Below are 26,291 nucleotides of genomic sequence, written 5' to 3'. Positions count from 1 at the left end.
TAAGGGAGTGAACACAATGTATCCACATATCCTATTAGCCGTCGACGGTTCGGAACACTCGATTCGGGCAACGGAAGAAGCGATTAAAATAGCGACTCTCAGTTCAGAAAGTAAGATTGAAGTCGTATTCGTCGCTGATTTTTCGAAAGTTAAAGACGACGTTCTACATTCGGAAGGCAAAGAAGCGCTTGAAGTGGCACGTCGAAAAAAACTCGCCCCAGTCGAAGAAAGATTAGAAGCGGCCGATGTCTCGTATTACGTAACGATTCTCCGGGGTGAACCGGGTCCAATGATTGTTGACCATGCAAATAAAAAACAGGTCGACTTAACGATTATCGGCAGCCGGGGACTAAATGGGTTGCAAGAGATGGTGCTCGGCAGTGTCAGTCATAAAATTGCCAAACGGGTCAAAAGTCCGGTCATGATCGTTAAGTAATAAACTAGACAACTCTTCACTGAACGGATGAGCATGGACATCTGTTTGAAGTGAAGAGTTTTTGTTATTTCGTTATAAAACGATTACTCGAGAAGCGACTTGGGAACATACTGATAAAAAGGAGGGGAGCCAGTGGCTTCAAATATTTTTTTGTTTTCCTATGAATCAAGAGAATCAGAAGGAACAGACCGTTGCATTCAGTCCCGTTTAAAAAAGCTTCACGATATCAAACATCTGCATGGTAATTTGTATCTCATCAAATCAGATGAGGACATTCATCTGCTTGAAAAATATCTGAAAGACTGCTTCATCTCAAAAGATCGGTATTATTTGCTCCAAGTAAAAGATGAACCGTACCGTTTTCACAAGGCACGGTCCAAATACATCAGAGTCTGGATGGATGACATTTAACACATTGGTCCGATTCGTCGAGTCCTGAAGTGGGCATACTAAAAAAGAAGGGGGTTATTAAATGAAGAAAACTTATTTAGTACCGGTTCTTGGTCTTGCCTTGTTTGCGGCAGGGTGCGGCAATTCAGACAACCAAGAAACAGAAAAGGTCGAGGAAACGACAACAACGGATGACAACACGATGAGTGATGATAACTCCACGAATGATGACAGCACGATGAATGATGATTCGTCAAATACACAAGATCAAGATACGGTGACGGATAATGCAGATAAGGACTACGGATTCGTCAGTTTGTCGATTGAGGCAGATGATGCGGATACGATGGATCTTGTCGACATCAGTTATGACCGGGACAATGACGGAACGGAAGCCGATTATCAAATGGACGGCGAACGTGCACAAGGGAATGATGCGATGAAGATCCTTGATCCAAAACTGGATGAACTCAACATCGATGCCAACACGTCAAACGATGACGCAATTGCTGAAATCGAGAAGGTGTTTGATATTCAGGATGCGACCCGACTCGAAGTCGAGATCGAGTTCGCTGATGGAACGGAAAAAGAATTCATGAAGTAAAAAAAGGTGCCGCGGCACCTCTTTTTTTAGATCAATTGTAAGCCCATCAAGACAGTATCATAGTAGCAGCCGTCTTGAAGCAACCGGTCATGCCGCAATCGACCTTCTTCTTGAAAACCGTGCCGTTGATACAACCGAATCGCCCCGTGATTCGTCTCGATGACGGACAGTTGGATTTTCTTGAGCTCTGAAGTCTTGACCCAATCGATTGTCTGCGTCAGCAGCTGATTGCCGATGCCTTGGCCCCAGTGATCTTTTTGAACACCAATCCCGAATTCCGCTTTATGGGCAAAACGACGTAACGAAAAACCTGTGCACCGGCTGTAGGCCACGAGTTGACAAGACCGTTCGACGACGAGAATCCGATCGGGGACAGTGGATGAACCGGTGAGTATCGTACGAAACGCTTCTTCATCGAGGACTGCTTCGCCGGGAAAACGATCAAAGTGCTCGGTCTCGGCATCGAGCTGTACACGTAACCGTGCCAGTTCGGCTGCATCGGATACGGTGGCACAGCGTACGTGATAGGTGTCGGCATCAAACGGTCGGTGGGTCGTCTGCATGATTTTCGCTCCTTTAATATTAATGGTATCATTATGACAGGATGATACACATTTGTAAATTATTTCAAAAGGGGTTTTGATGGATGGAAATCACGATCGGCACAACGGAAGACGGACAATGGATCCGGGAACAATTGATTACATATAACCGCCAGCACGTCCCGGCAGCACTCTATACGGAATCGGAACAATATTGCTTTTTGGCATGGGACGAAGACGAGGAACTCCTTGGTGGTGTGACCGCAAGCTATGTCTGGAACCATCTGCAGGTTCATTTCCTATGGGTCGACCCGGAACAACGGGCGGGGGGTGTCGGAAAGCAGCTGATGGAACAGATCGAATCGCTTGCGGAAGAAAAATCATGCAGTAAGATTTTACTCGATACGTTCAGTTTCCAAGCACCCGGATTTTATGAAAAGCTCGGGTTTGAGGAATATGGTCGTCTGGCTGATCATCCGACGGAAGGTCAAACGCAGTACTTTTTTGTGAAGCAGTTGACGAAAGAAAGTCACTCCTGGTAATGATACACCCAGGCCGCCATGTAGGAAAACGTTCCAAGTGAGAGGATAGTGGCAATCGCATAGAACGGGAAACTTGAGAAGCCTTCAGGGAAGCGGGCATAAACCGAGAATGGAATCATGGATACGGTTAAGGAGGTTAACAGCGTGGTATAAGCGACACGTGTCGCTTTACCGGTAATGATTTCCTCCCGTTCGTCTTGATCGGAAAATTCCGTCATGCCGACGGACCATTCCGAAAAAGTGCTTTCTTTATTTGTCCGATTCAAGTAGCCCATGACGGTTAAGGTGACGATAATGAAAATCAAAGGCAGAACCAATGGAAGCTCAAGTGTGAGATTAAATCCAGTTCCTTGAACCGGATCGTTATCAAAAAATCGAATCTGTTCATTAATAGAGCTGATCAATGCGGCACTTAAAAAGTACATACAAATATTTAAACACGATTGAATGATGACACGTTTCATTCCGATTCCTCCTCTAAGTAAAAAATCGATTCGACGGGACGTTCGAAAACACGGGCAATTTGCATGGCGAGTAGTAACGAAGGCGTGTAGCTCCCTTTCTCCAGTGAAATGATCGTTTGGCGCGTGACTCCGATCATTTGAGCAAACTGCTCCTGTGTCCATCCGTTGCTGCTGCGCAACGATTTGACCCGGTTGATCAGTTTCATTTCGGACCTCCTTCATCCATTATAAGGTAAATTGTATAGTCTGCTTTACAATTTGTAAAGTTGATTTTACATTTAGTTTGATCAAAAAAGGGATAATCTGAAGAACGGATCATCCCTTTTATCAAATATGAATCATATTTCGTGATGACGACGATTGTTCAACCAGCGTAATAGGCTTCCGACTGTGATGAAAGCGAACATGATTATGAGACAGATGACAGTCACAATGAGCGGTCCTTGTTTTGAGACATTGAGGAAGGGATACGGATAGAAACCGGTCAAGTTACCTCGAACCAAACTGTAGACCAGATACAGGAGCGGAAAGAGAAGCCAGCTGACCAGTTGGTTTCGCGAAAGACGAACCGTCGATCGAACCAGCAGCCAGTCAAGTAATCCAACAAGCGGCATGACGTAATGAAGGACCGTGTTCACCCAGGGGATCGGTGTTTGTAAACTTTCTTCGAGACCCCGCAGCAATACGAAGTAAACGATGCCGGTAATGGTCATGTATAAAGCCGCAGCTCCACGGACACTGGTTGCGCGTTGAAACATCTTGTTGGAACTGGCGGTGATCAGTAAGACAAGTGCGAGAAACAAGTTACTTAAAATCGTAAAATAGCTGAAGTAGTTGACCGGATTGAAACCGGGCCGACTTGTGCTGGCATAAAACTGATAGCTGACGGCCAAAAGACCAAGCAGACCAAAACCTAATCGGACGATGCGCAGAGAAGAGGCAGACATGTCGGAACACTCCTTTTTTGACCGGATAATTATGGTGTTCGACAGCTGAGACAGAGTTCCTTGTCGAGAAGATGCTGTTACTTTTTTTAGACAATTTATCAAAAATCATCGGAACTATTCAATTATCGGAATATTCAGTCGATAAACGGGTAATCTAGACAAAACGATGATGGTTGGCTTAAAGAGAGAAAGGAGGCGCCGACATGATGCCGGAATTGTTGCCTGACGAGCGTGAATTAGAGCGAAGGATTCGAATCGTCCATACGCTGCGTAAACTCGGGAAATCCGACGATGCCATCGCCCGATCATTATTTGTGTCCATCGAGTGGGTCCAGTCAGTCTTTGATGAAGACGACTGGCAGCATGCGCAATCATCTTAAGAAGCAGGAAACAGAGTGTCAGGCGACGCTCTGTTTTTTTGTCCGTCGGTATCCAGGAATAGGCGGTCGGAAGGATTTTCGGTACACTGAAGAAGGAAAACACTGGAAAGAAGGGATGATCCATGCAACGAATCGCCATCATTGGTGCCGGTATCACCGGACTTTACGCCGCTTGGCGCCTGCAAGAAGCGGGATACAACGTTTCGGTCTTCGAGGCACGGGACCGGGTTGGTGGACGGGTACTGACGAAAACCTTGACCGAGGCAGGAAGAGAATATGCTTTTGACGTTGGTCCGACCTGGTATTGGCCGGACTCCGAACGGCTGATGACGCAGTTGGTGGACGAACTGCGCCTCCCAACGCTTGTTCAGTCAACGGACGGGAAGATGGTGCTTGAGCGGACACCGGGTCAAATCGAGGAACACCGGTTGCCGGAGGACCAAACGGTGCGTTCCCATCGTCTCGTGACGGGGATGCAAGGTCTGACAGATGCGATTGCAAGCCGACTCGCACCGGGAACGGTTCAACTGTTGAGTCGTGTCACCACTCTGACCAAAAACGATCATGTCGAACTGACGATCGAGCAGGACGGGACAAGTGTACGCCAACTAGTTGATCATGTTCTGGTGACAATTCCGCCACGACTTGCAGCACAGGTATCATGGCGTCCGGAACTGTCAGAACAGGTGCAACGTCAGTTGGAGGGGACACCGACCTGGATGGCCGGACAGGCTAAAATCGTCGTCGTATACAAAACACCATTTTGGAAACAGATGGACCGGTCCGGATTTGCGATCAGCTGGTCAGGGATTTTGCAGGAAATACACGATGCTTCCCCACAATCGGGACCCGGCGCATTATTTGGTTTTTTCCGTCTGACGGCAACGGAGCGCGCAGCATTAGGAGAGGCAGAAATCAAACAACGGGTCATCGAGCAGTTGGCGGTGTTGTTCGGAGAAGCCGCCAGGCATCCGATTGCTGTGTTGTATCAGGACTGGGCCGCTGAGCCGGAGACAGCAACCGTTGCGGACGCGGCACCGTTGACAGATTTTCCGGCGTATCGTCCGATCCAGTTGGAAGAACCATGGCGCGACGGGGTGACGCTGCTCGGAACGGAGAGTGATCAGGCGTTCGGCGGGCATTTAGAAGGGGCGTTACAATCGGTGGAACGCTGGTTAGAAGAACAATCGATATAATTCAAAAGGGGGTATACACTTTCATGATTGAAGCAAAAACCTTTCACCGCGCATTCGGTACATACGGATTATATTTCAATGAAGGAAAACTACTCGTCATTCATAAAAAAGGGGGACCGTACACGAACTGGTTTGATCTGCCGGGCGGCAGCTTGGAAGACTTTGAGACCGTACCGGAAGCGCTGGACCGTGAGTTTCAAGAAGAGACCGGTCTGACGGTTCTTCAGAAACGTGCACTCGGGACATTCGAGTTCGTCGTTCATTCCGATTGGCACCATGCGTCGCATCTCCATCACATTAGTGTCTTTTATAAAATCATCCAAACTTCCGGTGAACGCACGGTACCTGACAAATTTGACGGACAGGATTCCACCGGCTCGTCCTGGGTCAGTCAAGAACAGGTCAATCCGGATAACGCCTCGCCGCTCGTCTTAAAAGCCTTTGAGTATTTGACGAATCCTGAAACCGCACCTGTCATGCACGTCGAGGACTGGATCGTAAAGCAGGAGGTAGCGTCATGTACCGGCATGTGATTTGGGATTTTGACGGGACGTTGTTTGATACGTATCCCGTCATGGCATCCGTGTTTCAACAGATGTTGCGGGAACAGGGACGGGAGGAACCGTTGGAAACGATTCTCGAAACGATGAAAATCTCTGCGAATACGACGTATGTAAAGTATGGGTTTGATCCCGATTCCATTTCAGAGTACAAAACACGGAAAGCACAGGATGAACTGCAAACAGTCCGTCCGTTTCCGGACATTCCGAAAATCTGCCGCTTCATTCAAGAGCACGATGGATACAACTACATCTTGACGCACAGAGGATCATCAACGTTTGACTTGTTACAGGCTCAAGAATTAACGGACGTCTTCCGGGAAGTCGTGACGGCGGAGCAATCCTTTGCCCGGAAACCGGATCCATCGGCGATTCGTTATTTGATGGAAAAATACGATCTGTCTCCTGCAGAAACGATCATGATCGGGGACCGCGAACTGGATGTCTTAGCGGGACATCGTGCGGGAATCGACTCGTGTCTCATTACGGAGAGAGTTCCGAAAGCAACCGCTGCGACTTATACGATCCAGACGTTCAACCGGTTGTCGGCGCTTTTGCGCGCTAAGGCATAACCCCAAAAAGCCCAAACGGCTTGTGTATTCTTACTCGGATACACAAGCCGTTCGGGCTTATTTCATTATGATGATTTTTGTTCAAGCGTTTGTTCAGTTGGTTGCTGTTCCCGCCAGACAAACGTCAAGGCAATCCCGATTGCAAGCATGACCGTCGCGAAATAGAACGGATAGTTGAGATCGACATCAAACAGAATCCCACCGATGATGGGTCCGAGAATATTCCCAATACTCGTAAACATCGAGTTCATCCCGCCGACGAAACCTTGTTCGTTCCCGGCAATCTTCGACAAATAGGTCGTGACGGCAGGGCGCATCAAGTCAAAGCCGACGAAGACGACCATTGTGACGAGGATGATGGCCAAGTAACTGGTCACATATGTCATGACGAGGACCAGCAAGGTTGAACCAATCAAACTGTAACGGATGAGGCGAATCTCGCCGAACCACCGTGTCAGACGTTCGAATAGTCCGACCTGGACGATGACACCGACGATTGCACCAAGCGAAATCGCCAGAGCAATGTCTTTTGCCGTAAAGCCGAATTTCCGGTCGACGAACAGGGCAAACAGCGACTCAAACGAAGCGAGTCCGAACGAAGAAATCAACAACACCATAAAGGCGATGAAGTAAAGCGGAGAAAAGACTTTCCGGAAACCGGTTTTCTGTTTCGGGATAGTCGAGTTTTCGTAATGCCGTTTCGGTTCACGTAACGTAAACACGGACAAGATCATCGCGAAGAGACCGAATGCAGCGGCAAAGAAAAACGGGACACGGGTGCCGATATCCGCCAAAAAACCACCGATGCCGGGTCCGATGATGAAACCGGTCGAAATTGCAGCCGACATGTAGCCGAGTGCCTTTGGTCGGGTTTCGTTTGTTGTGATGTCGGCAATGAAGGCGGTGACGGCCGGCATAATGAAGGCCGCGCTGACGCCTCCTAGAATCCGCGATGCAAACAACACTTCAACGGACTGCCCGAGTCCAAACAGCAATTCCGACATGCTGAAGATGAACAGACCGATGATGATCATCGGTTTCCGGCCGTATTTATCGACCGCCCGCCCGGCGAGTGGCGACAAAATAAGCTGGGCAAAGGCGAATGCCGATACCATGTACCCGACGGTCGAACCGGAAATATTCAGTTCGTTCATGATCGTCGGTGTGACAGGGATGACAAGACCAATCCCTAAAAATGCGATGAAAAGATTGAGTAAAAGTGTACTTAAGATGAGTTTATTGTTTTGCATGATAGGATCCTCTGTTTCTGTTTTGACTTGTTACCGGACGAGTCCCCGCCAAAAAATCGGCCATATGGCGGTGAAACGCCGTTCATATGCGGCGACCCCGTTGTAGACGAACTCGGTCATCGTTCCTTCCGTCACCGTCAAGTAGGCGAGGGCGGCACTCTGGTAGTCGTCGGAGTAAAGAATGTGTTCCGTTCGGTCGCGCTCCCGCAGGAGACGTGTTAAGTGACGTTGCATCGTATCGAAAAAAGGATTGATTAAATCCGTGACTTCCCGTTCGAGCTTGACCGGCGGGAAATAAGCGATGCGTAAAATGAACTTCAGTTGATCGTTTTCGGTGCTTTCTTCGAGAAACCAATCAAAAAAACCTTTCAGACTCTGTTCGAGTGAAAGATGGCGGGTCGAGATGAAGTACGTGGCGAGATGTGTTTTTTGGGTTTCAAGCGCATACGTCATCGCAGTTAAAAACAATTCGTCTTTCCCGCGGTAGTGGGCATAAATCGAAGGTTTCTTAATCCCGACGTCCTGCGCAATCTCCTGTAAGGATGCCCCTTCGTAACCATGTTGGGCAAAATGGCGCAACGCGGTCTGGAGTAATAAAGTCGCTTTCATTGATTCACCTTCCTAACGGTCGTTAGTTAACAGCCTAACAGATTTAAAACGATTGTCAAACAAAAAAGCCGAAGGTCACGTGGACCCTCGGCGAGATGATTCATTATTTGTTGGCAATCCGACCGCGTGTCGCGACACGTGAACCAGTGATACCAGCAATTGATGTGACGATCATTGTTAAAATCAGAGCGACGAAGCCCCAGATGGAAACTTTTGATGCTGTTTGTGTGGCTTGTTCTGTTTGTTGACGAACATCTTCAACTGTTTTCTTCAGATCAGCTGATGTTTCGTCAAGCGTTGTTTTAGCATTTTCGATTTGTTTGCTTGTTTCGCTTGTCGCCTGGTTCAGACCATCGACGATGTTTTGTGTTGCTTCATCTGCCTCAGCTTGTGAGAGGTCGGTATTTTGAGCAACCGCTTCTGCAATTTTATCTTCATCGACGGATTTCTCGATTTTTTCTGCACGAGCTGTTAACGAATCGCCAAGGTCGCTGACGATTTTGTCGAAGTCTTCAGGTTTTGTTAACGCGTCTTTCCCAGCTTGCGTAGCGTCATCTTGAACGGCATCGAGCTGACCTTGCAAGTAGTTTGGTTGCAATTCAGGAATGTCCGTATCTTTAAGGATCTCATCGACATTACCTTCGAGTTCTTTTGTATCCACGTTTGAGACGTTATCTGTGATTGAACCGAATCCTTTAGAGACCGCATCTTGTGTCGTGCTGGCAATGGCACCGACCCCTTGACCGGCTGCGCCGCCGACTGTTCCGAGCACTGAACCAACTGTTTGGAACGTGTTGATTGTCGTGAATGTCAGCAGGGCGAACAAGAGGATAACACTTGTTGACCATGTGAGAAAACCATGAACGAGTCCGGCGCGTGATGATGTGACACCTGAAACGAATCCAGCGACAAACAGTGAAATGAGTAATGAAAGAATTGCCCAGATGGCAAGACCGATTCCAACACCCTCAAACGGGTTGTTGGATGTGACGTCTGTAACGCCAAGACCAATTGCTGAACCGATTAAACTGAATGTAATTAAGAGTGCGAAAAATGATACGACTCCGGCGATGATCGAACTCCAGGAAATGTTTCGACCTGCACCATCTGCTTCTGGTCGTAAGTACGACGAGAAACCTTTTCTTGTTTTTTCCATAATAATCCACTACCTCTCCACTTACGATTTTACGAACATCATTCGACTTCAAGAAGCTTTGTGTTGAACTACTTTAACTTGAGATGTTGATGTGCATAGCTCTTATATAGCCGTTAAACTGGTCAAACAAACCTAGTATCAAAAGTACTCCTTTTAGAAACTGTAATCGGATTATTCAGAATAATCGCATCATTACCACAGGCAAAACAGTTGATATTCAGAAACCTGTCCGCTATTATATAAACTATAACGTCTTACTGTACGGTTTTAGATTATGGAATCATTTTAACGATTCAAATTATTTTATTGGAGGTGACCCCCTGTTTCAGGGGAAAGAATTGGACATATTGTTGGTATTGAATTTGGCGTTGCTTGTATTGTTGATCGTATTGACGGCGTTTTTCGTCGGATCGGAGTTTGCTGTCGTAAAGGTTCGGATGTCGCGGCTTGATCAGATGATTCAGGAAGGAAACAAGGGCGCGGTCCTGGCAAAGAAAGTTGCCAGTGACCTCGACTATTACTTGTCAGCCTGTCAGCTCGGAATCACGATCACGGCACTTGGACTTGGAGCGCTCGGGAAACCGACCGTCGAAAAGTTGCTCGGACCGGTCTTTGATGAATTTGGTGTCGCAGCGGCGCTGTCGACGATCCTGTCGTACACGATTGCTTTCGTTTCGGTCACATTCCTACACGTTGTCATCGGAGAGCTCGCACCAAAGACACTGGCGATCCAGTATGCAGAACGGATGACTTTACTTCTTGCACCAGCGTTGTATGTGTTCGGTAAAATCATGTATCCCTTCATCTGGGTGATGAACGGTTCGGCACGGATTTTCTTACGTCTGTTCGGCGTTCAGCCGGCAGGGCACGAACAAGCCCACTCGGAAGAAGAGTTGAAGATCATCATGTCGCAAAGCTTCAAGAGCGGTGAAATCAATCAGACGGAACTCGCGTTGATGCAAAACGTTTTTGCGTTCGACGAGCGGGTGACGAAGGATATCATGGTGCCCCGGATGAACGTAACGACGCTGTCGCTCAGTATGACATGGGCCGAAGTCTTACAGATCATGACGGACAATCAATACACGCGTTACCCGGTCATCGAGGATTTTGATAAAGATAAAATCATCGGGTACGTCAACGTCAAGGAAGTCTTGACGGATCAAGCAAACGATCAACAACGGGACTTACAGAAGTATATGAAAGAGATACCAGCTGTGTCCGAGATGACACCACTTCAGGAAACGTTGCTGAAGATGAAGGTGACGCGTTCCCACATCGCACTCGTCATCGACGAGTACGGTGGAACTGCCGGTATGATCGCGATGGAAGATTTGCTTGAAGAAATCGTCGGTGAAATCCGTGATGAATTCGACGAAGATGAACAAGCCGACATCGAGACGGTTTCGAAGACAGAATATCATCTGTCGGGGACCGTATTACTGGCAGATTTAAAAGAACGGTTTAACCTGACGTTTGCTGACGCCGAGGAAATCGATACGATTGCCGGTTTCATCCAAGCACAAGGAACGGACTATCAGGTCGGTGAAACACTTGAGACGGAGACGTATGATCTTGAACTGTTGCACGTCGAGAACTACCAAATCCAGCAAGTCAAACTTGTGTTGAAACAAACGTCTTAATGCAACAAGCGCTTCTCCTGCGGGAGGAGCGTTTTTCTTATACTCCAGAATAATCAGATTTTTTTGAAAGCGCTTCATAAAAAGATTGACGACCACCCTTTTACATCGTATTCTAATAATGAAAAGAATAAACCATTCAGGATTGTTACTGCGAAAGCAGGCAAAACCTAAATTGATATCTGTTGCGTGTTGCGGCGATGGATATGAATTTAGGTTTTTTCTTTTCATGAATTCTCAGGGATGGAGGTGAAGGATTCCGTGCAGATCGTGAAGGTATTCAACAACAATGTCGTGGCGATTGAATCAAACGGTCAAGGAAATCGTCAAGGTGGCGGAACACAGACTGAACAAGTCCTTGCACGACACGATTTATGTAACACTTGCTGATCACATTCACTATGCATTATCACGTTATGCGGAAGGTGTCCTCATTCGAAATCCGCTGGTCTGGGAAGTTAAACGATTTTATGCACCAGAGTTCGCAATCGGGAAAGAAGCCGTTCGTCTGATCAATGAACGTCACGCTGTCCGACTTGAGGAAGAAGAAGCCGTTTCGATTGCTTTGCATCTTGTGAACGCCTCCATGTCAGGGGTTAAAGGTGAAAGCCTGCACATCGTCACCGAGATGACAAAGGCAACGCAAGCCATCTTGACTATCATCACCTACCACTTCCAAGTGGAATTGGATGAAGAGTCACACGCGTACGCCCGGTTTTTAACCCATCTTAAGTTTTTTGTACAACGTATTGTCTCAAAGACAAAGCTGAACTCCGGCGGAGATGAAGAACTGTATGAAATGGTGAAATCCCGCTATCCGAAAGCTTTTGAATGTGTCGAAAAGATCGCCAATCTGATTACCGGGAAGTATGACTACATGGTTTCGAAAGATGAACGGCTTTACTTGATGATTCATATCGAGAACTTGATGAAACAGAATCAATCCTAAAGGATGGTTACCGCATCGACGGGCCAAACCTAAATGATTACAAGTGTTTTTCACTTGTCGTCGTTTAGGTTTTTTTATTCCAAAAATCAGAATGGAGTGAGACAGATGGGCAAGTATCAAACACTCGCGCAAGACATCGTCCGGCTGGTCGGAGGAGAAGAGAACGTGAAAACGGTATTTCATTGTGCGACACGCCTGCGATTTAAATTAAAAGATGAACAACAAGCCGATGCGGAGACGCTGAAACAGACGGACGGAGTCATCACCGTCGTTAAAAGTGGCGGACAATTTCAGGTCGTCATCGGAAATCATGTTGGAGAGGTCTATAACGAACTGAACGGAATCGGTCAGGACGTCGCAGAAGAAACGGAAAAGACCAGTCTATTCAACCGCTTTATCGACACGATTGCCGGTATTTTCACACCGATTCTTGGACCGATGGCAGGGAGCGGACTATTAAAAGGATTACTTGCGATACTGGTCGCGACCGGTTTGTTGACACCGACGATGGGCACATATATCGTCTTGAACGCGACAGCCGATGCCCTGTTTTACTTCCTGCCGGTCGTCCTCGGTCACTCGGCAGCGAAAAAATTCGGCGGCAATCCGTATATCGGGATGATTATCGGTGGGGCGCTCGTCTATCCGTCGATCGTCGCCCTGCAAGCTTCCGGTGAAAGTCTGACATTCCTGACGATCCCGGTCGTTCTGATGAGTTATGCCTCATCCGTCATCCCGATTATTCTGGCGACGTATGTCTCTTCGAAACTTGAAAGATTCTTCAATCGTCACTCCCATGAAGCGGTCAAGAACTTCACGACACCGATGCTCGTTTTGATGATCGTCGTTCCGGTAACGTTCCTTGCCATCGGACCGCTTGCGACATATGCGAGTCAGGGACTTGCAGCCGGTTACTCGTTCCTCTATAACTTGAGCCCGGTCATCGCGATTGCCTTCATCGGTGCCTTTTGGCAAATTTTCGTCATGTTCGGTCTCCACTGGGGACTGGTCCCGATTATCATCAACAACCTGTCCGTCAATGGATTCGACACAATCACGGTCGGTGTCCTGATGGCAACGTTCGGCCAAGTCGGTGCCGTCTTCGCCATCACGTTGCGGGCGAAGGATCCAAAAATCAAAGGACTCGGAACGTCTTCGACGATTGCCGGGATCTTCGGGATCACGGAACCGGCGATGTACGGTTTGACGTTGCCGCGTAAAAAACCATTTATTTTTGGTGTCGTCGGTGGAGCAGCTGGCGGACTCGTCGGTGGCGGGCTCGGTACTGCTTCCTATGCGATGGGCGGACTCGGTGTCTTCAGTATTCCGGTCATGATTCCGCAGGATGGCATCAGCCTGACGTTTTGGGGGGCTTTCATCGGACTAGCTGTCGCAGCGGCCGTCGCCTTCACACTGACGTATTTCTTCGCCAATGAAAAACAGCCGGTGACACAAGATATGCCGGTCATCAGTGAACAAGTCGGCTTACCGGTCCTCGCACCGGTCAAAGGCGAAATCATTTCGCTGGAACAAGTCGATGATGCCGTCTTCTCAAGCGGTGCAATGGGGAAAGGGTTGGCCATCATTCCGGATGAAGGTATCGTTTATGCCCCGTTTGACGGGGAAGTCGTGACGGTTTATCCGTCGAAACACGCCATCGGTTTACGGTCGGACACCGGCGTCGAGATTTTGGTCCACATCGGTCTCGACACCGTCCAGTTGAACGGACAACACTTTGAGTCGTTCGTCGAGAGCGGCCAGGCGATCCGGGTCGGTGATCCGTTGATCCGCTTCGACATCGAGCAGATCAAGCAGGCTGGTTATGATGTCGTCACACCGATCATCGTGACGAATACAGCAAGTTATCTCGATGTCTTGCCGACGTATCAAGGAACGGTCGAACCGTCACGTGACGTGACGTCTTACGCATTTTAGTCTAAAACCAATCAGAGGAGGAGTTATTCATGAAACAGATCAAATTCGATTTTCTATGGGGCGGCGCAACGGCTGCGAATCAACTCGAAGGGGCCTACGCGACGGGCGGGAAAGGATTGTCGATTGCCGATGTCATGCCGGGCGGAAAACACCGGATGCAGGTCATCCACGATCCACAGTTTGATTTTGAGCTAAAAGAAGAGTTTACGTATCCGAATCATGACGGCATTGATTTTTACAGCCACTATAAAGAAGACATTGCCCTATTTGCCGAAATGGGCTTCAAGACGTACCGGATGTCGATTGCCTGGAGCCGGATTTTCCCGAACGGGGACGAGTTGGAACCAAATGAAGAAGGTCTCCGCTTTTATGACCGCGTCATCGATGAACTGTTAAAACACGATATCGAACCGCTCGTGACGATTTCCCATTACGAACTGCCGCTCCATCTTGCGAAAGAATACGGCGGCTGGCGCGACCGCCGGCTCGTAACATTTTTCGAACGATACAGTCGTGTCCTGTTCAAGCGATATAAAGGAAAGGTCAAGTACTGGCTGACATTCAACGAAATCAACGGGGCACAGTTCATGCCGATGCTCAGTCTCGGCATGGCGATTCGGGACGGGGAAAACATGTTGCAATCGACTTATCAAGGCTTGCATCATCAGTTCGTTGCGAGCAGCCTGGCGACGAAAGCGGCACGCGAAATCGATCCAACGATGCAGATCGGTTGTATGTTGATTGCTGCACCGGTCTATGCTTACAGTTCAAATCCGATGGATGTTCAGTATGCGCTAGAAGAAGAACGGATGATGAACTATTTCTGCGGGGATGTTCATGTCCGTGGAGCCTATCCGGCATTTGCCGATCGTTTCTTCGCTGAAAACGGCATTCAGCTTGTCTTGGAAGACGGCGATCTTGATCTGTTACGAGACTACACCGTTGATTTCTTCTCACTCAGTTATTATATGTCTCGGACCGAGAAGGCGGAAAAAGACGGCGACGATGCCGGTGGCAATATCATGAGCGGTGTCAAAAATCCGTACTTGAAAGCGAGCGACTGGGGCTGGGAGATCGATCCGGACGGATTGCGGATCATTTTAAATAAACTGTACGACCGGTATCAGATTCCGTTGTTCATCGTCGAAAACGGTCTTGGTGCTTATGACGAGGTGGAAGCAGATGGATCGATTCATGATTCGTACCGGATCGCCTATCTCGAAAGTCATTTGAAAGCGATGATGGAAGCGATCCAGGACGGCGTTGACATGATGGGGTATACGAGCTGGGGTTGCATTGATCTCGTCAGTGCGTCAACCGGTGAGTACAGCAAACGGTATGGTTTCATCTATGTCGACAAGCAGGATGACGGCTCGGGGACACTTGACCGGTCGCGGAAAGATTCATTCTACTGGTACAAAGAGGTCATTGCGACAAATGGTGCAGCACTGACCAACACCTCGATCGCTAAGTAAGCAAAAGACCGGCATCGCAAAAGCGACGCCGGTCTTTTGAAATGGAATTATTCTGCCCACCATAAGGCATCTTCCGGTTTTTTCGCGACAGCGTGTAATTCTTTTTCTGTCGAGACGGTCGGGTGCGAACCTTTTAAGGCCTTGCCTGACGTACTCTTGAAGAAAAAGAAGAACGTGATGAAGCCGATGACGCTGACCGCCGTCAAATAATAAGCCGGTGCGAGCGGGTTTTGTGTCGCGTGGACGAGCCAGGTCGAGACAAGCGGCGTCGTTCCGCCGAAAATCGAGACGGAGACATTAAACGTGACAGACAGTGTCCGGTAGCGGACATCCGTATAAAAGATACTTGGCAACAGACTTGGCATCGTGCCTTCAAAGATTGCGAGGAAGAAGCCAAGAATGAAGATTCCGATTCCGACGAACAAGAGTGGTTTCAGACCAATCAGGTAGAACGAGAGAATCGACAGAATCGAGAGACCTGCCAAGGCAAACAAGACGATGTTACGGTTACCTTTTTTGTCGCTGAGTTTACCGAAGAAGTAAGCGAGTGGAATCATGATGACCATGACACCGGTAATCAAGATCGTACTCGTTGAACTGGAGATGCCCATGACTTCATTCAGGTAAGACGGCATATACGACAGTAACATGTAGTTCGTAATGTTGAAGAACGCGACGGCGATGAAACAAACGATGATATCGCGTTTATGGTCCCGGATGATTTCCCGGAACGACGCCGGTTCTTCCGTATTTTCGTTGATTTCGTTTTCGAAGATCGGTGACTCATCGAGATGGCGGCGCAAGTACAGACCAAACAGTCCGAGCGGTGCCCCTAAAATGAACGGAATCCGCCATCCCCATGATGCCATTTGATCATCGGATAACGTCACGAACAAGACGGTTGCCAGAATTGACGCCAGAATATAACCAGCGAGTGTCCCGATTTCAAGACCACTTCCGAGGGCGCTTCGTTTGTTATCAGGTGACGATTCAGCGATGTAGACCATTGCACCGGCATACTCACCGCCGGTTGAAAAACCTTGTAAAATCCGGGCCAGTAACAGTAAAATCGGTGCCCAAATCCCGATTTGATCATACGTTGGTAATAATCCGATGATGAGGGTCGAACCGGCCATCATGACAATGGTCGTCGTCAAGACAACCTTTCGTCCGAGCCGATCCCCGATGCGTCCAAAGACGATTCCGCCGATTGGTCGCATTAAAAAAGCGATCGCAAACGTCGCAAAGGTAAAGACGAGCTTCAGTTCATCGTTCTCGACGGCACTAAAGAAGTTTTGACTGATGATGATTGCGAGATACGAATAAAGACCAAAATCGAACCATTCCATCGCATTCCCAATTCCGGTCGCGTAGACACTTTTTTTGGTTTGCTTCATGTCGACGACATTGACTTTTTCTTTTCTGAATTTCATAAGTTCTATTCACTCCCTTTAATAAGTTCGTATCGTAACATAGCAGGAAATGAAGTCAAGTCGTTAAGCGACTTAATGACTTGATAACAGGTAAAAACGGCTCTATGCCGGGAGTTGTCAAACCGTTGATGCTCTAAGCAGGACGTCTTGTCGTAAAGATTTATGAAAAAATAATAATTTTTTTCAGTTCTTTTCACAAAAATGACATGCTTTTCATTCGTTTTCATTCCCTCTGTTTGCCAAGAATCCGCCTTAAGCAGGAGGTTAAGGTAAGGAAATGATTGGTAAAGTTAAATCGATACATAGATGATTTACGGAGGGGCAATATGACATAAACACACGACGCATGGGAAAGTGGATGGCTGTTTTATTGGGGGTGCTAATCATCAGTGGAACGGGTTGGTATTATCTGTTTGAGACGTCGGAAGTGAATGGTTTTCCGGTTCCACGGACAGGGACCGTTCAGGAAAAGCCGGACGGCTTGTTCATCAAGACGCACCTCGTATCGGAAGTCGATGGACCCGGCGTATTGTACGTGATGCGGATTCGACAAGACGGCTGGAACGTGGTCGATCGGGAAGGTCTGGCCGCCTGGTATGAAAAAGACGGCCGGATGATTGAGCTGACGACATTTGATGATGAACTGTTTCTTGAACCGGCTGTGCGAGCGGGTATCGAACAGTAAAATAAGCGGAATTCCTATTCACAGGAACTCCGCTTATTTGTATCCTCAATTCGCATAGAGCAGCTTTTTCGTGTCTTGATCATAGACACGATAATCGATTTCGAAGTCTCCGTTTCGTGTCGTCGTTACCTGACAATAGTACGGAATCTTTTTACCATAAGCATCAAGATCAGGTGCGTCACGGAAGGAAAACGTGTTGTTGGTTTCCGTTAACGTGATTTCGACGGATGTTCCTTTTGATTCAGACGGTTCTAGAAAGCATGAACCTTCCATTACACGATAATCACGAAACACCATCTCGGTAAAGCTCGGTACCGTTACCCAGAGACATAACAATCCGAGTAATAGGATCCCTGTCCATTTGAGTTTTTTGAAAAAGGAATACTGTTTGTTGTCAAAATGAAGGACAAGAAAATAGCAGACCGGTAAGACAAATGAAACACCTAACAAGAAAATAAAAAAGTAAGTGATGATTTCAGCATTCATCTGGATACGTCCGTCTGATGGCGGGACCAATGAAAGGTGGTATCGGATGCACAAGTTTTTTGGAATCCGATTTTCTCCAAGACCCGGATCGAAGCACGATTCGTCGCTATTGTTTCAGCAGAGACAGTGGCAACGTCCGGGCGGGACAAAGCCCAATCGACAAGAGCACCGACGGCTTCTGTCGCATAACCATTGTTCTGATAACGTTCCAATAAGCCGTAGCCGATTTCAACGTTCTTATTGGCGGATGGTCTTCCTTTGAAGCCGATGTCCCCGATGATGTTGCCGTCAGCTTGGGAGATGACGAGCCAGCTGCCCCAGAGGAGCAGGGCAGGTGTTTCTGCCAGTTCAATTAAGTGATTCTCAAGTTCAGGACCGTTCTCGTAACATTGTTTCAAAACGAGCGTTGCCCATTCAGTCGTATACGGTACAATCGTCAATCGGTTAGTTTGGATGGTCATGGTCACATTCCTACCCTCGAAGTAGTTTCGGTCATTCAGATGAATACAATAACTTATCCGTCTTGAAATCGTATATCTGGTAAGAATTCTCAAATTCATGATCTTTTGTCGTCGTCACGTGACAGGTATACGGGACGTCCGGTCCGTATGCGCCGAGTTCGGCACGATCAAAGAAACTGAAGTAGTCACCTGTTTCATCATAATAAAGATCAATCGTCCGCGGTTTGGATTCATCATTGTACTCTACCGTACAGACTCCTTTAGTCGTCACATAGTCATGATAGACGACATATTTCAGGCTCGGCGCCGAATACCAGACCAGTCCCACACCGAATAAACACAGTAAAACGAGTCGGAAAAACAGGGGAAATTCGATTCCGTTATCTTCACGGAGCCAGAAATATAACAATACACTCAGCACCATACAGATGATACCGCCTGCGAGAATCGCGTAATAGAAAAGCACTTCTTCATTCATGTGCGAAGTCCCCTCATAAATACAAGCCGTTCGCCTGAACGACGAATTGCGAGTGCTCGTAATGATAGGTGATGACGGAATAGTCGAACGGCCGGCCGTTCGTCAAGTGGAAGATCGTTTCGACCGTCAATGCCGGATCACCGGCTTTAAGCTCCAAGTGTTTTGCAATCGAGTCAGGTAACTTACCGACATGCATGTACATGTCCGAAAACCCGATGTTCAGTCCGAGCGCCGTCTCGAGGTACTCGAAAATCGACTGTTCGACGATTTCCCGGTTCAGATAGGGCACGATTGCTTGACGGTAATACGATTCTTCAAGGCACATGATGTTCCCGTCGATGTAGCGGATCCGTTTGATGGCATAGACCATTTCCCCGGGAGCACTACCAAGGTTTTCGATGATTTCGTCCGGGCAGGGAATCAGCTCGAACGACAGGACTTTGGACTGGATGTCGTGCTCGACGAGATTCTGTTTAAATCCTTGCGTCGAAAACAGCTCGATATAGCCTTTCCGATTCGTCTTCCGGACAAAAATCCCGCTGCCGCGGACTTGAAAGATGGTACCTTTTCGCTCCAATAGTTCCAGTGCTTTCGTCATCGTCGTTTTACTGACTGCAAATTGACGGATCAGTTGATCGAGGACCGGTAGTTTATCGCCTTGCTGTAATGCGTGTTGTTCGATATAGGCTTCGATTTCCGTCGCCGTCTGTTGGTATTTCAGCATGGTTCACCCTCATTTTCCAGTAATTGTTCTACTTTTTTACTATAGCATACGACTGATTTGAACTAAATCATACGAATAATTAAATTAAATATGGATTGATAAATTGTACATGTACAATTATAATGAGGATGTACGATTTGGGGTCAACAGAATAAAGGAGGTTCAGGGATGAGTAAAGTGCGGGATTATCAGCAACTGGCGCATTCGATTTTGGAAGCGGTCGGTGGCGAGGACAATATCATCAGTGTCGCGCGTTGTGCGACCCGGCTACGGTTGGTGTTGAAACGATCGGATGCAAAGGCGAAAGACCAGGTCGCTGCGTTACCGGGTGTCATCACGGTCGTCGAATCAGGCGGTCAGTTCCAGGTCGTCATCGGGCAACATGTCGGGGAAGTCTATGAAGCGTTTCGACCACTTGTTTCATTAGAAGACGGGAATTCGGATCAGGGAACCGAAACACCCAAAGGAACCATCTTGAACCGGATCATCGCAACGATGTCAGCCGTCTTTGCACCGTTCGTCTATATCTTGGCAGCAGCCGGTATCCTGCAAGGGGCACTCATCTTAATTTCACTTGTGTTTAAAGACTTTGCCGCGACGGGAACATATGAAGTGTTCAGCTTTATCTCTTGGGCACCGTTTACGTTTCTGCCGATTTTCATTGCGATCACGGCAGCGAATCACTTTAAAGTCAATCAGTTCATCGCTGTTGCCTGTAGTGCGGCACTCGTCAGTCCGACGTGGGCCGAGATGGCCGGACGGATCACGTCCGGTGAATCAATTTCATTCATCGGCATCGCCTTATCGGGAACGACCTACACGTCATCGGTCTTACCACCGTTGTTCCTCGTCTGGTTGCTGTCTTATCTTGAAAAATTCCTGAACCGGACAATCAATGACGTCATCAAACCATTATTCGTCCCGTTCTTCTGTATGGTCATCATGGTGCCGCTGACGATTCTCGTCATCGGTCCGATCACGACACTCGGAGCGGAAGGAATTGCAAACGGATACAATTATCTGGCCGAAAATGCACCGGCACTTGCCGGACTGATCATCGGCGGCTTTTGGCAAATCATCGTCATCTTCGGCGTTCACTGGGGCGTGACGCCGATGGTACTGGCAAACTTCGAACAGTACGGGCGGGATTCGTTCCAAGCCTATCAGACGATTGCCGTCATCGCTCAAGTCGGTGCCGTCATCGGTGTCATTTTAAAAACGCGCAACAAGGAAACGAAAAAGGTTGGTGTCTCAGCTGGTCTGACCGGGATTTTCGGAATTACGGAACCGGCCATTTACGGCGTGACGTTACGCTTTAAGAAACCGTTCATCTACGGCTGTATCTCGGGCGCGGTTGGAGCCGTCGTCGCGAGTTTCTTCAAACCGTATTACTTCGCCTACGCCGGTCTGCCGGGACCATTGACGCTCGTCAACGGTATCAGTTCCGACTATCCGTCTTCGATCGTCGGATTATTGATCGGAACGGCGATTGCCTTGATTTTACCGATCGTCTTGATTCAAATTCTCGGTTTTGGCGAAGAGAAAGTCGTCCCGGTGACGACGACGCCGGCAGCACCTGTTCCGGCACAAGAAGTCAGTGCAACGTTGACGAATGAAGAAACGATTCAAGCACCACTTGCCGGACAAGTCGTGCCACTGTCGGACGTACCGGATGAAGTTTTTGCATCGGGAGCGATGGGGCAAGGTGTCGCGATTCGTCCAACCGGAAACACGGTCGTTGCACCGTTCACCGGTACGGTCGTCATGATTGCACCGACGAAACATGCGATTGGTCTGCGGTCGACGAGCGGTGTCGAAGTTTTGATTCACGTCGGGCTGGAAACCGTTGGCTTAGACGGGACTCCGTTTACGTTACATGTCGAAGACGGAGCGAGTGTCGATGCCGGACAAACGTTATTGACGTTTGACGCATCTGCCATCGAGCAGCACGGCTTACAGACCATCACACCGGTCATCGTCACGAACGCGTCGAGTTATGCGGAAGTGATCGTCGGACAACACGAAACGGTCGAAACCAATACAGCGATTTTAACGATCGTTAAATAACAGAGAGATACAAGGAGGAAACGAAGATGAAGACATTACCAAACGATTTTTTATGGGGCGGGGCACTGGCTGCCCATCAATTTGAAGGCGGCTGGAACGCCGGCGGCAAAGGACCAAGCGTCGTCGACGTCATGACGGCAGGTGAACACGGGGTGGCCCGCCGGATCACCGATACGATCGAAGACGGGACGTTTTACCCGAACCATGAAGCGATCGATTTTTATCACCGTTATAAAGAAGACATCGCCTTGTTTGCCGAGATGGGTCTGAAATGTCTCCGGACGTCAATCGGCTGGAGCCGAATTTTCCCGAACGGCGACGAAACGGAACCGAACGAAGCAGGACTGCAGTTTTATGATGATGTGTTTGACGAATTGTTGAAACACGGCATCGAACCGATCATCACGTTGTCGCACTTCGAGATGCCGTTGCATCTGGCCCGCGAATACGGCGGGTTCCGCAACCGGAAAGTCGCCGAGTTCTTCGAGCGGTTCGCTGAAGTCTGCTTCACGCGTTACAAAGACAAAGTGACGTACTGGATGACGTTCAACGAAATCAACAACAAGATGGATGTGGAAAACCCATTGTTCCTCTGGACGAACTCCGGTGTCAAAGTCGAGCCGGATGAAAACGCAATGGAAGTCATGTATCAGACCGGTCACCACGAGTTGATTGCCAGTGCTCTTGCCGTCGCAAAAGGAAAAGCAATCAATCCCGATTTCCAAATCGGAGCGATGATTTCACACGTCCCAATCTATCCGTACTCGTCGCATCCGGAAGACGTCATGCTGGCGGAAAAATCGATGCGTCAGCGCTATTTCTTCCCGGATGTCCAGGCGCGCGGTTATTATCCGAACTATGCCTTAAAAGAGTTCGAGCGCGAAGGGTATCAGATTCCGATTCTCGACGGTGACGACGAGATCCTGAAAAACGGAACAGTCGACTACATCGGCTTCAGTTACTACATGTCGACGACCGTCAAGCACGACGCGACGGTCAACAATACAGGCAACATCGTCAACGGCGGACTCGCGAACGGTGTCGAGAATCCGTACATCCAGTCGAGCGACTGGGGCTGGGCGATTGATCCGGTCGGACTCCGCTACGTCCTGAACCGTCTGTATGACCGGTACCAACTCCCGCTCTTCATCGTCGAAAATGGCTTTGGTGCCGTCGATACGATTGAAGACGGTAAGATTCATGACGCAGCGCGGATTGATTATCTGAAGACGCATATCGAGGCGTTGACGGAAGCGGTCACGGAAGACGGCGTCGAATTGATGGGCTACACGCCATGGGGCATCATCGACATCGTGTCGTTTACGACGGGTGAGATGAAAAAACGTTACGGCATGATTTACGTTGACCGGGACAATGAAGGCAACGGTTCAATGGAACGGATGAAAAAGGATTCGTTCGACTGGTACAAACAGGTCATTGCGACAAATGGACAAGACTTGGCATATGACAAAGCAACACAACGTTAATCAATCAAACAGACCTCCATCCGAATCGGGTGGAGGTTGTTTGAGTCTAAAAAAGGCTTGCTTGAACAACGAAAAGACGTATGATAAAGAAGATAGCATCCAGTATTTGTATGGATAGTCGAATATCATCCTAAATACAGGATGGTTCAGAACAGTAATGGAGGTAATAACTATGTTTACAGTGGATGAGTATTTAGCTTCAATTAAAACGAATCTTGCGCAGCACACAGACGTGCTGGTCAACAATTTGAAGGCAATCGCGGGGGCAACCTTTGCACCGGATGTCGAACTGCTGGATTTTTCTGCGTTTATCGAACCGTCGCGGCATGATCTATCCATCATGTTCTTTTCGATGGACCGGGAAGCCAATGAAGTGTTTGAAGAAGCCGGGACACCGGGGTTTGCCGGCAGTGAATCGATGCTCGATGAGGCGGTGTATTATCACGTTACATCAAAGTCATCAGATGACTTTGATGTATTCCACGAGGAACATGAAGAAATCTTGATTGAGCAGGAACGACGACTCTTTACGGAGTGGTTCAGCACGTGTTGGCAACAAGCCGGTGGAGAGCGGGTTCAACTGCCAGCTTATTTTAATGTCCACGATGAAGGAGAAACGTTTGATTTGAAGCGGCAGATTTGGATGGATGAAGAGGAAAAATGGGATTGAGTTCGGAGACGGTTGCCAAGAATCGCTTGATGGTGGGTATCAGCATCGCGACGGTTTGGGAATTTGAGGCGACGCTGGATTACTTTCATGTACAAGAAACGGAACGGATTACGTACCCGTACGGGGAATACTTTTGCCGGACAATCAACGGGAAACCTGTCATTTTTTACAGCACCGGTGTCCGGAAAGTGAACGGTGTCGGCGGTAATCAGTACATGCTGTCACATTTTCCGATCACAAAAGTGCTCGTCGTCGGAACGTGCGCCGGGATCGATGAACGGTTTGAGGTGCTCGACATCATTATTCCGGATCGTGCCGTTCAATATGACTGTACGGTGAAGGAAGTCGAACCGTTGCTGAAACCGTCGTTCATCGTTGAAATCGATGTCACGAAATACGGGATTGATTGTCGGACCGGGACGATTGGAACGGCGGACCGCGCCGTCGTCATGTGGCGCGATTATCTGGAACTGCAGGAAAACGGCATCACGGTTGCTGATACGGAAGCCGGGGCAATCGCCTACATCTGTCGGAAAAATGAAGTCGAATGCATCATCATCAAGGGGATTTCGGACGTTCCGACGGATGAGACGGATTTTGATCCGCTTCAGTCGAATCAGGAACAGATCAATGTCTACATCGAAAACACACCAAAAGTCATGACACGGATTTTTGACGAGTATCTTCCGTTATTTATTTAAAGGAGCGGCAATATGAAAAAACGACTTCTTTGTTCGATTCCGCTGACCCTCATGCTCGGTGGATGTGGGATCGGACAGCCAAACGAGCCAAACGTTCCTCAGTATACGGGTGAACCGTTGAACATTGCCTATATCGGAAAAACACCGGAAGTCCGGGAAGATAACGTCCGTCTAAAGAAGATTTCGTTCGATGAATTAAAGAATCGCAAGCAGATCGCTTCAACGTTCGACGCTGTACTGATCATGCCGAACAAGTTACTGGAAGCGGATCAAGGGGAGTATGCTGACATATATCTGAAGATGAGAATTCCAACATTTTTCATCGGATCGAACAAGGGCCACGTGCCGTTCATCGCAGACTGGATTTCTTATAAGGAAGCAGCAGGTGAAACGACGGATTATGCAGCCGGTTACTTGAATGGGAAAACGACCATGTTTTGGACATACGGGTTATACAACGATGTTAAAACGAAGGGACACATTACCGCCATGTATTCGAATGTCTTTCAAACGGTGGAAACGGTAAAGAACAAAACACAGAAGTAACAAAAAAACGCCACTCCGGCATAGAATCGGAATGGCGTTTTATGCATGAAATTGCGTCATGACGATAAAAGTGGCGTGAGCTGTAGAAAAAGTTGATTGCTGTCGAAATCCGAGCTGTTCATACAGGTGAATCGCCCGTTCATTAAAGGTCGCGACGGTCAAACGAATTGGTAAAGATGATTCGGCTTTAACTGTTTCAAGGACAAACGAACAAAACGCGAATCCCGTACCTTGACCCGTGACGTCAGGATGTCTGCCAAGTCCGAGATCGAGACAATCGTCAGCATACAGACCGAGCGGAAGACCGGCCGGAACTTGAGCCGAACGACCGGTACAGAAGAAGCCGACCAGTTGTGCTTGATCGACCACTGCCTGATAGGAACCGTCGAGCAATTCTGCATACGCTTCGTCCGACACTTCCATATTGTAAAAGTCATAGGGGGATGGATAGATCCAGTGCAGGATCGTTGTTGCCTGATCGAACGTCAGGGATGTGACTTGCAGATGCATATGTACTGCCTCCTAGTTCTGTTCGGACTCGATTTTTTCGGCTTGTGCTGCTTTGAAATTCAAGTAAATCGTGTAGCCGACCGTGACCGGAATGATGACGATGCCGTATCCGAGCTCCATACCAAAGCCATAGACACAGACAAGAGTAGTAATCGCGATTATAACCAGCAAGCGGATGCTTGATAGATGGTGTTTGCTCATTTTTTCACCTCGTTATGACGTAAGTACTTGTTTCAGTTCGAAGAGACCGATGAATAACATGGCAAGGGAAAGAGGAATAAACCCCAATACGAATAGTGTCGGTGAAATGATCTCCGTGGTCCATAAAAGAAGCAGTAAAATTGAACTCATCGTAATGAGACTGACGATGCGGGTTGTAATTGGCATAGTTCATCT

At 48.2% G+C, this 26,291-nt stretch carries 33 protein-coding genes; 18 read left to right on the top strand and 15 right to left on the bottom strand.

Annotated features, from left to right (window positions below; all coding sequences use genetic code 11):
• Positions 1-16 precede the first annotated feature (16 nt).
• From KNP87_RS04670 to KNP87_RS04660, 3 genes are all read left to right on the top strand, one after another.
• Positions 17-436: a universal stress protein gene (locus KNP87_RS04670; protein ID WP_214720986.1), complete on the top strand. Its 420-nt coding sequence runs from the start codon at positions 17-19 to the stop codon at positions 434-436.
• Between the two features lie 132 nt (positions 437-568).
• The gene (locus KNP87_RS04665; protein ID WP_214720985.1) at positions 569-847 is read left to right on the top strand and encodes a hypothetical protein; all 279 of its coding nucleotides are present in this window, start codon (positions 569-571) and stop codon (positions 845-847) included.
• Between the two features lie 61 nt (positions 848-908).
• On the top strand, positions 909-1,430 hold the full coding sequence (locus KNP87_RS04660) for a YusW family protein (protein ID WP_051524841.1): 522 nt from the start codon (positions 909-911) through the stop codon (positions 1,428-1,430).
• Positions 1,431-1,456: 26 nt separating this feature from the next.
• On the opposite strand, the gene KNP87_RS04655 is transcribed toward KNP87_RS04660, so the two are convergent.
• Positions 1,457-1,993 carry a GNAT family N-acetyltransferase gene (locus KNP87_RS04655; protein ID WP_119922850.1) on the bottom strand — a complete coding sequence of 179 codons (537 nt, stop codon included), beginning with the start codon at positions 1,991-1,993 and terminating at the stop codon, positions 1,457-1,459.
• A gap of 83 nt (positions 1,994-2,076) precedes the next feature.
• On the opposite strand from KNP87_RS04655, the gene KNP87_RS04650 reads away from it, so the two are divergent.
• Complete coding sequence (locus KNP87_RS04650) at positions 2,077-2,514, top strand: GNAT family N-acetyltransferase (protein WP_214720984.1); 438 nt, start codon at positions 2,077-2,079, stop codon at positions 2,512-2,514.
• On the opposite strand, the gene KNP87_RS04645 is transcribed toward KNP87_RS04650, so the two are convergent.
• From KNP87_RS04645 to KNP87_RS04635, 3 genes are all read right to left on the bottom strand, one after another.
• On the bottom strand, positions 2,502-2,978 hold the full coding sequence (locus KNP87_RS04645) for a hypothetical protein (RefSeq protein WP_214720983.1): 477 nt from the start codon (positions 2,976-2,978) through the stop codon (positions 2,502-2,504). The two genes, KNP87_RS04650 and KNP87_RS04645, sit on opposite strands and share 13 nt — an antisense overlap.
• Positions 2,975-3,184: a helix-turn-helix transcriptional regulator gene (locus KNP87_RS04640; RefSeq protein WP_026833061.1), complete on the bottom strand. Its 210-nt coding sequence runs from the start codon at positions 3,182-3,184 to the stop codon at positions 2,975-2,977. The genes KNP87_RS04645 and KNP87_RS04640 overlap by 4 nt, the downstream gene beginning before the upstream one ends.
• Positions 3,185-3,316: 132 nt before the next feature.
• Complete coding sequence (locus KNP87_RS04635) at positions 3,317-3,925, bottom strand: Pr6Pr family membrane protein (protein ID WP_214720982.1); 609 nt, start codon at positions 3,923-3,925, stop codon at positions 3,317-3,319.
• A 203-nt stretch (positions 3,926-4,128) separates the two neighbouring features.
• On the opposite strand from KNP87_RS04635, the gene KNP87_RS04630 reads away from it, so the two are divergent.
• The 4 genes from KNP87_RS04630 to KNP87_RS04615 all read left to right on the top strand — a co-directional run bounded on the left by KNP87_RS04630 (position 4,129) and on the right by KNP87_RS04615 (position 6,633).
• Positions 4,129-4,305 carry a hypothetical protein gene (locus KNP87_RS04630; RefSeq protein WP_167331058.1) on the top strand — a complete coding sequence of 59 codons (177 nt, stop codon included), beginning with the start codon at positions 4,129-4,131 and terminating at the stop codon, positions 4,303-4,305.
• Between the two features lie 122 nt (positions 4,306-4,427).
• On the top strand, positions 4,428-5,501 hold the full coding sequence (locus KNP87_RS04625; protein WP_214720981.1) for a flavin monoamine oxidase family protein: 1,074 nt from the start codon (positions 4,428-4,430) through the stop codon (positions 5,499-5,501).
• 23 nt (positions 5,502-5,524) lie between these two features.
• Positions 5,525-6,034, top strand: coding sequence for an NUDIX hydrolase (locus tag KNP87_RS04620; RefSeq protein WP_214720980.1), 510 nt, complete (start codon positions 5,525-5,527; stop codon positions 6,032-6,034).
• On the top strand, positions 6,019-6,633 hold the full coding sequence (locus KNP87_RS04615) for an HAD-IA family hydrolase (protein WP_214720979.1): 615 nt from the start codon (positions 6,019-6,021) through the stop codon (positions 6,631-6,633). Before KNP87_RS04620 ends, KNP87_RS04615 begins: the two co-directional genes overlap by 16 nt.
• A gap of 65 nt (positions 6,634-6,698) precedes the next feature.
• Here KNP87_RS04615 and KNP87_RS04610 read toward each other — a convergent pair whose 3' ends face one another.
• The 3 genes from KNP87_RS04610 to KNP87_RS04600 form a co-directional block, all read right to left on the bottom strand.
• Positions 6,699-7,883, bottom strand: coding sequence for an MFS transporter (locus tag KNP87_RS04610; RefSeq protein ID WP_214720978.1), 1,185 nt, complete (start codon positions 7,881-7,883; stop codon positions 6,699-6,701).
• Positions 7,884-7,913: 30 nt separating this feature from the next.
• Positions 7,914-8,492: a TetR/AcrR family transcriptional regulator gene (locus tag KNP87_RS04605; RefSeq protein ID WP_214720977.1), complete on the bottom strand. Its 579-nt coding sequence runs from the start codon at positions 8,490-8,492 to the stop codon at positions 7,914-7,916.
• A 103-nt stretch (positions 8,493-8,595) separates the two neighbouring features.
• Positions 8,596-9,648: a hypothetical protein gene (locus KNP87_RS04600; protein WP_251135406.1), complete on the bottom strand. Its 1,053-nt coding sequence runs from the start codon at positions 9,646-9,648 to the stop codon at positions 8,596-8,598.
• 338 nt (positions 9,649-9,986) lie between these two features.
• Here KNP87_RS04600 and KNP87_RS04595 point away from each other — a divergent pair, with 338 nt between their 5' ends.
• The 4 genes from KNP87_RS04595 to KNP87_RS04580 all read left to right on the top strand — a co-directional run bounded on the left by KNP87_RS04595 (position 9,987) and on the right by KNP87_RS04580 (position 15,647).
• Positions 9,987-11,291, top strand: a complete 1,305-nt coding sequence (locus KNP87_RS04595; protein ID WP_119922859.1) for a hemolysin family protein — start codon at positions 9,987-9,989, stop codon at positions 11,289-11,291.
• A gap of 286 nt (positions 11,292-11,577) precedes the next feature.
• A complete protein-coding gene (locus KNP87_RS04590; protein WP_214720976.1) occupies positions 11,578-12,237 on the top strand; it encodes a PRD domain-containing protein in 660 nt (219 codons plus the stop codon).
• A gap of 105 nt (positions 12,238-12,342) precedes the next feature.
• Positions 12,343-14,172, top strand: coding sequence for a beta-glucoside-specific PTS transporter subunit IIABC (locus KNP87_RS04585; protein WP_214720975.1), 1,830 nt, complete (start codon positions 12,343-12,345; stop codon positions 14,170-14,172).
• A gap of 29 nt (positions 14,173-14,201) precedes the next feature.
• On the top strand, positions 14,202-15,647 hold the full coding sequence (locus tag KNP87_RS04580) for a glycoside hydrolase family 1 protein (protein WP_214720974.1): 1,446 nt from the start codon (positions 14,202-14,204) through the stop codon (positions 15,645-15,647).
• A 47-nt stretch (positions 15,648-15,694) separates the two neighbouring features.
• Here the strand turns inward: KNP87_RS04580 and KNP87_RS04575 are convergent, their stop codons facing one another.
• Entirely contained in the window at positions 15,695-17,080 is a 1,386-nt protein-coding gene (locus KNP87_RS04575) for an MFS transporter (RefSeq protein ID WP_026833053.1), read from the bottom strand.
• Between the two features lie 376 nt (positions 17,081-17,456).
• On the opposite strand from KNP87_RS04575, the gene KNP87_RS04570 reads away from it, so the two are divergent.
• Positions 17,457-17,765 carry a hypothetical protein gene (locus KNP87_RS04570; protein ID WP_214720973.1) on the top strand — a complete coding sequence of 103 codons (309 nt, stop codon included), beginning with the start codon at positions 17,457-17,459 and terminating at the stop codon, positions 17,763-17,765.
• A gap of 45 nt (positions 17,766-17,810) precedes the next feature.
• Here the strand turns inward: KNP87_RS04570 and KNP87_RS04565 are convergent, their stop codons facing one another.
• The 4 genes from KNP87_RS04565 to KNP87_RS04550 are packed head-to-tail and all read right to left on the bottom strand — an operon-like array spanning position 17,811 to position 19,914.
• A complete protein-coding gene (locus KNP87_RS04565; RefSeq protein ID WP_214720972.1) occupies positions 17,811-18,251 on the bottom strand; it encodes a hypothetical protein in 441 nt (146 codons plus the stop codon).
• Positions 18,248-18,712, bottom strand: a complete 465-nt coding sequence (locus tag KNP87_RS04560; protein ID WP_214720971.1) for a GNAT family N-acetyltransferase — start codon at positions 18,710-18,712, stop codon at positions 18,248-18,250. The genes KNP87_RS04565 and KNP87_RS04560 overlap by 4 nt, the downstream gene beginning before the upstream one ends.
• 31 nt (positions 18,713-18,743) lie before the next feature.
• Positions 18,744-19,190: a hypothetical protein gene (locus tag KNP87_RS04555; RefSeq protein WP_214720970.1), complete on the bottom strand. Its 447-nt coding sequence runs from the start codon at positions 19,188-19,190 to the stop codon at positions 18,744-18,746.
• A gap of 13 nt (positions 19,191-19,203) precedes the next feature.
• The gene (locus KNP87_RS04550) at positions 19,204-19,914 is read right to left on the bottom strand and encodes a GntR family transcriptional regulator (RefSeq protein WP_214720969.1); all 711 of its coding nucleotides are present in this window, start codon (positions 19,912-19,914) and stop codon (positions 19,204-19,206) included.
• Positions 19,915-20,082: 168 nt separating this feature from the next.
• Here KNP87_RS04550 and KNP87_RS04545 point away from each other — a divergent pair, with 168 nt between their 5' ends.
• The 5 genes from KNP87_RS04545 to KNP87_RS04525 all read left to right on the top strand — a co-directional run bounded on the left by KNP87_RS04545 (position 20,083) and on the right by KNP87_RS04525 (position 25,385).
• Entirely contained in the window at positions 20,083-21,981 is a 1,899-nt protein-coding gene (locus KNP87_RS04545) for a beta-glucoside-specific PTS transporter subunit IIABC (RefSeq protein ID WP_214720968.1), read from the top strand.
• Positions 21,982-22,007: 26 nt separating this feature from the next.
• Complete coding sequence (gene bglA / locus KNP87_RS04540) at positions 22,008-23,468, top strand: 6-phospho-beta-glucosidase BglA (RefSeq protein WP_214720967.1); 1,461 nt, start codon at positions 22,008-22,010, stop codon at positions 23,466-23,468.
• Between the two features lie 172 nt (positions 23,469-23,640).
• Complete coding sequence (locus KNP87_RS04535) at positions 23,641-24,138, top strand: hypothetical protein (protein ID WP_214720966.1); 498 nt, start codon at positions 23,641-23,643, stop codon at positions 24,136-24,138.
• A gap of 29 nt (positions 24,139-24,167) precedes the next feature.
• Complete coding sequence (locus KNP87_RS04530) at positions 24,168-24,839, top strand: phosphorylase family protein (RefSeq protein ID WP_214721039.1); 672 nt, start codon at positions 24,168-24,170, stop codon at positions 24,837-24,839.
• Positions 24,840-24,851: 12 nt separating this feature from the next.
• Positions 24,852-25,385 (top strand): hypothetical protein, encoded by a 534-nt coding sequence (locus KNP87_RS04525; protein ID WP_214720965.1) that lies wholly within the window; start codon positions 24,852-24,854, stop codon positions 25,383-25,385.
• Positions 25,386-25,424: 39 nt separating this feature from the next.
• Here KNP87_RS04525 and KNP87_RS04520 read toward each other — a convergent pair whose 3' ends face one another.
• Genes KNP87_RS04520 through KNP87_RS04510 form a run of 3 tightly spaced genes read right to left on the bottom strand, consistent with a single transcriptional unit; the run spans position 25,425 to position 26,282 of the window.
• Positions 25,425-25,895: a GNAT family N-acetyltransferase gene (locus tag KNP87_RS04520; protein ID WP_214720964.1), complete on the bottom strand. Its 471-nt coding sequence runs from the start codon at positions 25,893-25,895 to the stop codon at positions 25,425-25,427.
• 12 nt (positions 25,896-25,907) lie between these two features.
• Complete coding sequence (locus KNP87_RS04515) at positions 25,908-26,096, bottom strand: hypothetical protein (protein ID WP_214720963.1); 189 nt, start codon at positions 26,094-26,096, stop codon at positions 25,908-25,910.
• A 12-nt stretch (positions 26,097-26,108) separates the two neighbouring features.
• Positions 26,109-26,282 carry a hypothetical protein gene (locus KNP87_RS04510; protein ID WP_214720962.1) on the bottom strand — a complete coding sequence of 58 codons (174 nt, stop codon included), beginning with the start codon at positions 26,280-26,282 and terminating at the stop codon, positions 26,109-26,111.
• Positions 26,283-26,291: the final 9 nt, after the last annotated feature.

Origin of the sequence: Exiguobacterium sp. s192 (genome assembly GCF_018618795.1) — a bacterium.
GTDB lineage: Bacteria > Bacillota > Bacilli > Exiguobacteriales > Exiguobacteriaceae > Exiguobacterium_A > Exiguobacterium_A undae.
The sequence above is the reverse complement of the archived record's forward strand: the minus strand, read 5'-3'. Positions and strand labels throughout refer to the sequence as shown.

Coding starts and splice junctions, on each gene's coding strand:
- KNP87_RS04670 (WP_214720986.1), top strand. CDS start 17: ATGTATCCACATATCCTATTAGCCGTCGACGGTTCGGAACACTCGATT.
- KNP87_RS04660 (WP_051524841.1), top strand. CDS start 909: ATGAAGAAAACTTATTTAGTACCGGTTCTTGGTCTTGCCTTGTTTGCG.
- KNP87_RS04655 (WP_119922850.1), bottom strand. CDS start 1,993: ATGCAGACGACCCACCGACCGTTTGATGCCGACACCTATCACGTACGC.
- KNP87_RS04650 (WP_214720984.1), top strand. CDS start 2,077: ATGGAAATCACGATCGGCACAACGGAAGACGGACAATGGATCCGGGAA.
- KNP87_RS04645 (WP_214720983.1), bottom strand. CDS start 2,978: ATGAAACGTGTCATCATTCAATCGTGTTTAAATATTTGTATGTACTTT.
- KNP87_RS04640 (WP_026833061.1), bottom strand. CDS start 3,184: ATGAAACTGATCAACCGGGTCAAATCGTTGCGCAGCAGCAACGGATGG.
- KNP87_RS04635 (WP_214720982.1), bottom strand. CDS start 3,925: ATGTCTGCCTCTTCTCTGCGCATCGTCCGATTAGGTTTTGGTCTGCTT.
- KNP87_RS04630 (WP_167331058.1), top strand. CDS start 4,129: ATGATGCCGGAATTGTTGCCTGACGAGCGTGAATTAGAGCGAAGGATT.
- KNP87_RS04625 (WP_214720981.1), top strand. CDS start 4,428: ATGCAACGAATCGCCATCATTGGTGCCGGTATCACCGGACTTTACGCC.
- KNP87_RS04620 (WP_214720980.1), top strand. CDS start 5,525: ATGATTGAAGCAAAAACCTTTCACCGCGCATTCGGTACATACGGATTA.
- KNP87_RS04615 (WP_214720979.1), top strand. CDS start 6,019: ATGTACCGGCATGTGATTTGGGATTTTGACGGGACGTTGTTTGATACG.
- KNP87_RS04610 (WP_214720978.1), bottom strand. CDS start 7,883: ATGCAAAACAATAAACTCATCTTAAGTACACTTTTACTCAATCTTTTC.
- KNP87_RS04605 (WP_214720977.1), bottom strand. CDS start 8,492: ATGAAAGCGACTTTATTACTCCAGACCGCGTTGCGCCATTTTGCCCAA.
- KNP87_RS04600 (WP_251135406.1), bottom strand. CDS start 9,648: ATGGAAAAAACAAGAAAAGGTTTCTCGTCGTACTTACGACCAGAAGCA.
- KNP87_RS04590 (WP_214720976.1), top strand. CDS start 11,578: ATGTCGTGGCGATTGAATCAAACGGTCAAGGAAATCGTCAAGGTGGCG.
- KNP87_RS04585 (WP_214720975.1), top strand. CDS start 12,343: ATGGGCAAGTATCAAACACTCGCGCAAGACATCGTCCGGCTGGTCGGA.
- KNP87_RS04580 (WP_214720974.1), top strand. CDS start 14,202: ATGAAACAGATCAAATTCGATTTTCTATGGGGCGGCGCAACGGCTGCG.
- KNP87_RS04575 (WP_026833053.1), bottom strand. CDS start 17,080: ATGAAATTCAGAAAAGAAAAAGTCAATGTCGTCGACATGAAGCAAACC.
- KNP87_RS04565 (WP_214720972.1), bottom strand. CDS start 18,251: ATGAATGCTGAAATCATCACTTACTTTTTTATTTTCTTGTTAGGTGTT.
- KNP87_RS04560 (WP_214720971.1), bottom strand. CDS start 18,712: ATGACCATCCAAACTAACCGATTGACGATTGTACCGTATACGACTGAA.
- KNP87_RS04555 (WP_214720970.1), bottom strand. CDS start 19,190: ATGAATGAAGAAGTGCTTTTCTATTACGCGATTCTCGCAGGCGGTATC.
- KNP87_RS04550 (WP_214720969.1), bottom strand. CDS start 19,914: ATGCTGAAATACCAACAGACGGCGACGGAAATCGAAGCCTATATCGAA.
- KNP87_RS04545 (WP_214720968.1), top strand. CDS start 20,083: ATGAGTAAAGTGCGGGATTATCAGCAACTGGCGCATTCGATTTTGGAA.
- bglA (WP_214720967.1), top strand. CDS start 22,008: ATGAAGACATTACCAAACGATTTTTTATGGGGCGGGGCACTGGCTGCC.
- KNP87_RS04535 (WP_214720966.1), top strand. CDS start 23,641: ATGTTTACAGTGGATGAGTATTTAGCTTCAATTAAAACGAATCTTGCG.
- KNP87_RS04530 (WP_214721039.1), top strand. CDS start 24,168: ATGGTGGGTATCAGCATCGCGACGGTTTGGGAATTTGAGGCGACGCTG.
- KNP87_RS04525 (WP_214720965.1), top strand. CDS start 24,852: ATGAAAAAACGACTTCTTTGTTCGATTCCGCTGACCCTCATGCTCGGT.
- KNP87_RS04520 (WP_214720964.1), bottom strand. CDS start 25,895: ATGCATCTGCAAGTCACATCCCTGACGTTCGATCAGGCAACAACGATC.
- KNP87_RS04515 (WP_214720963.1), bottom strand. CDS start 26,096: ATGAGCAAACACCATCTATCAAGCATCCGCTTGCTGGTTATAATCGCG.
- KNP87_RS04510 (WP_214720962.1), bottom strand. CDS start 26,282: ATGCCAATTACAACCCGCATCGTCAGTCTCATTACGATGAGTTCAATT.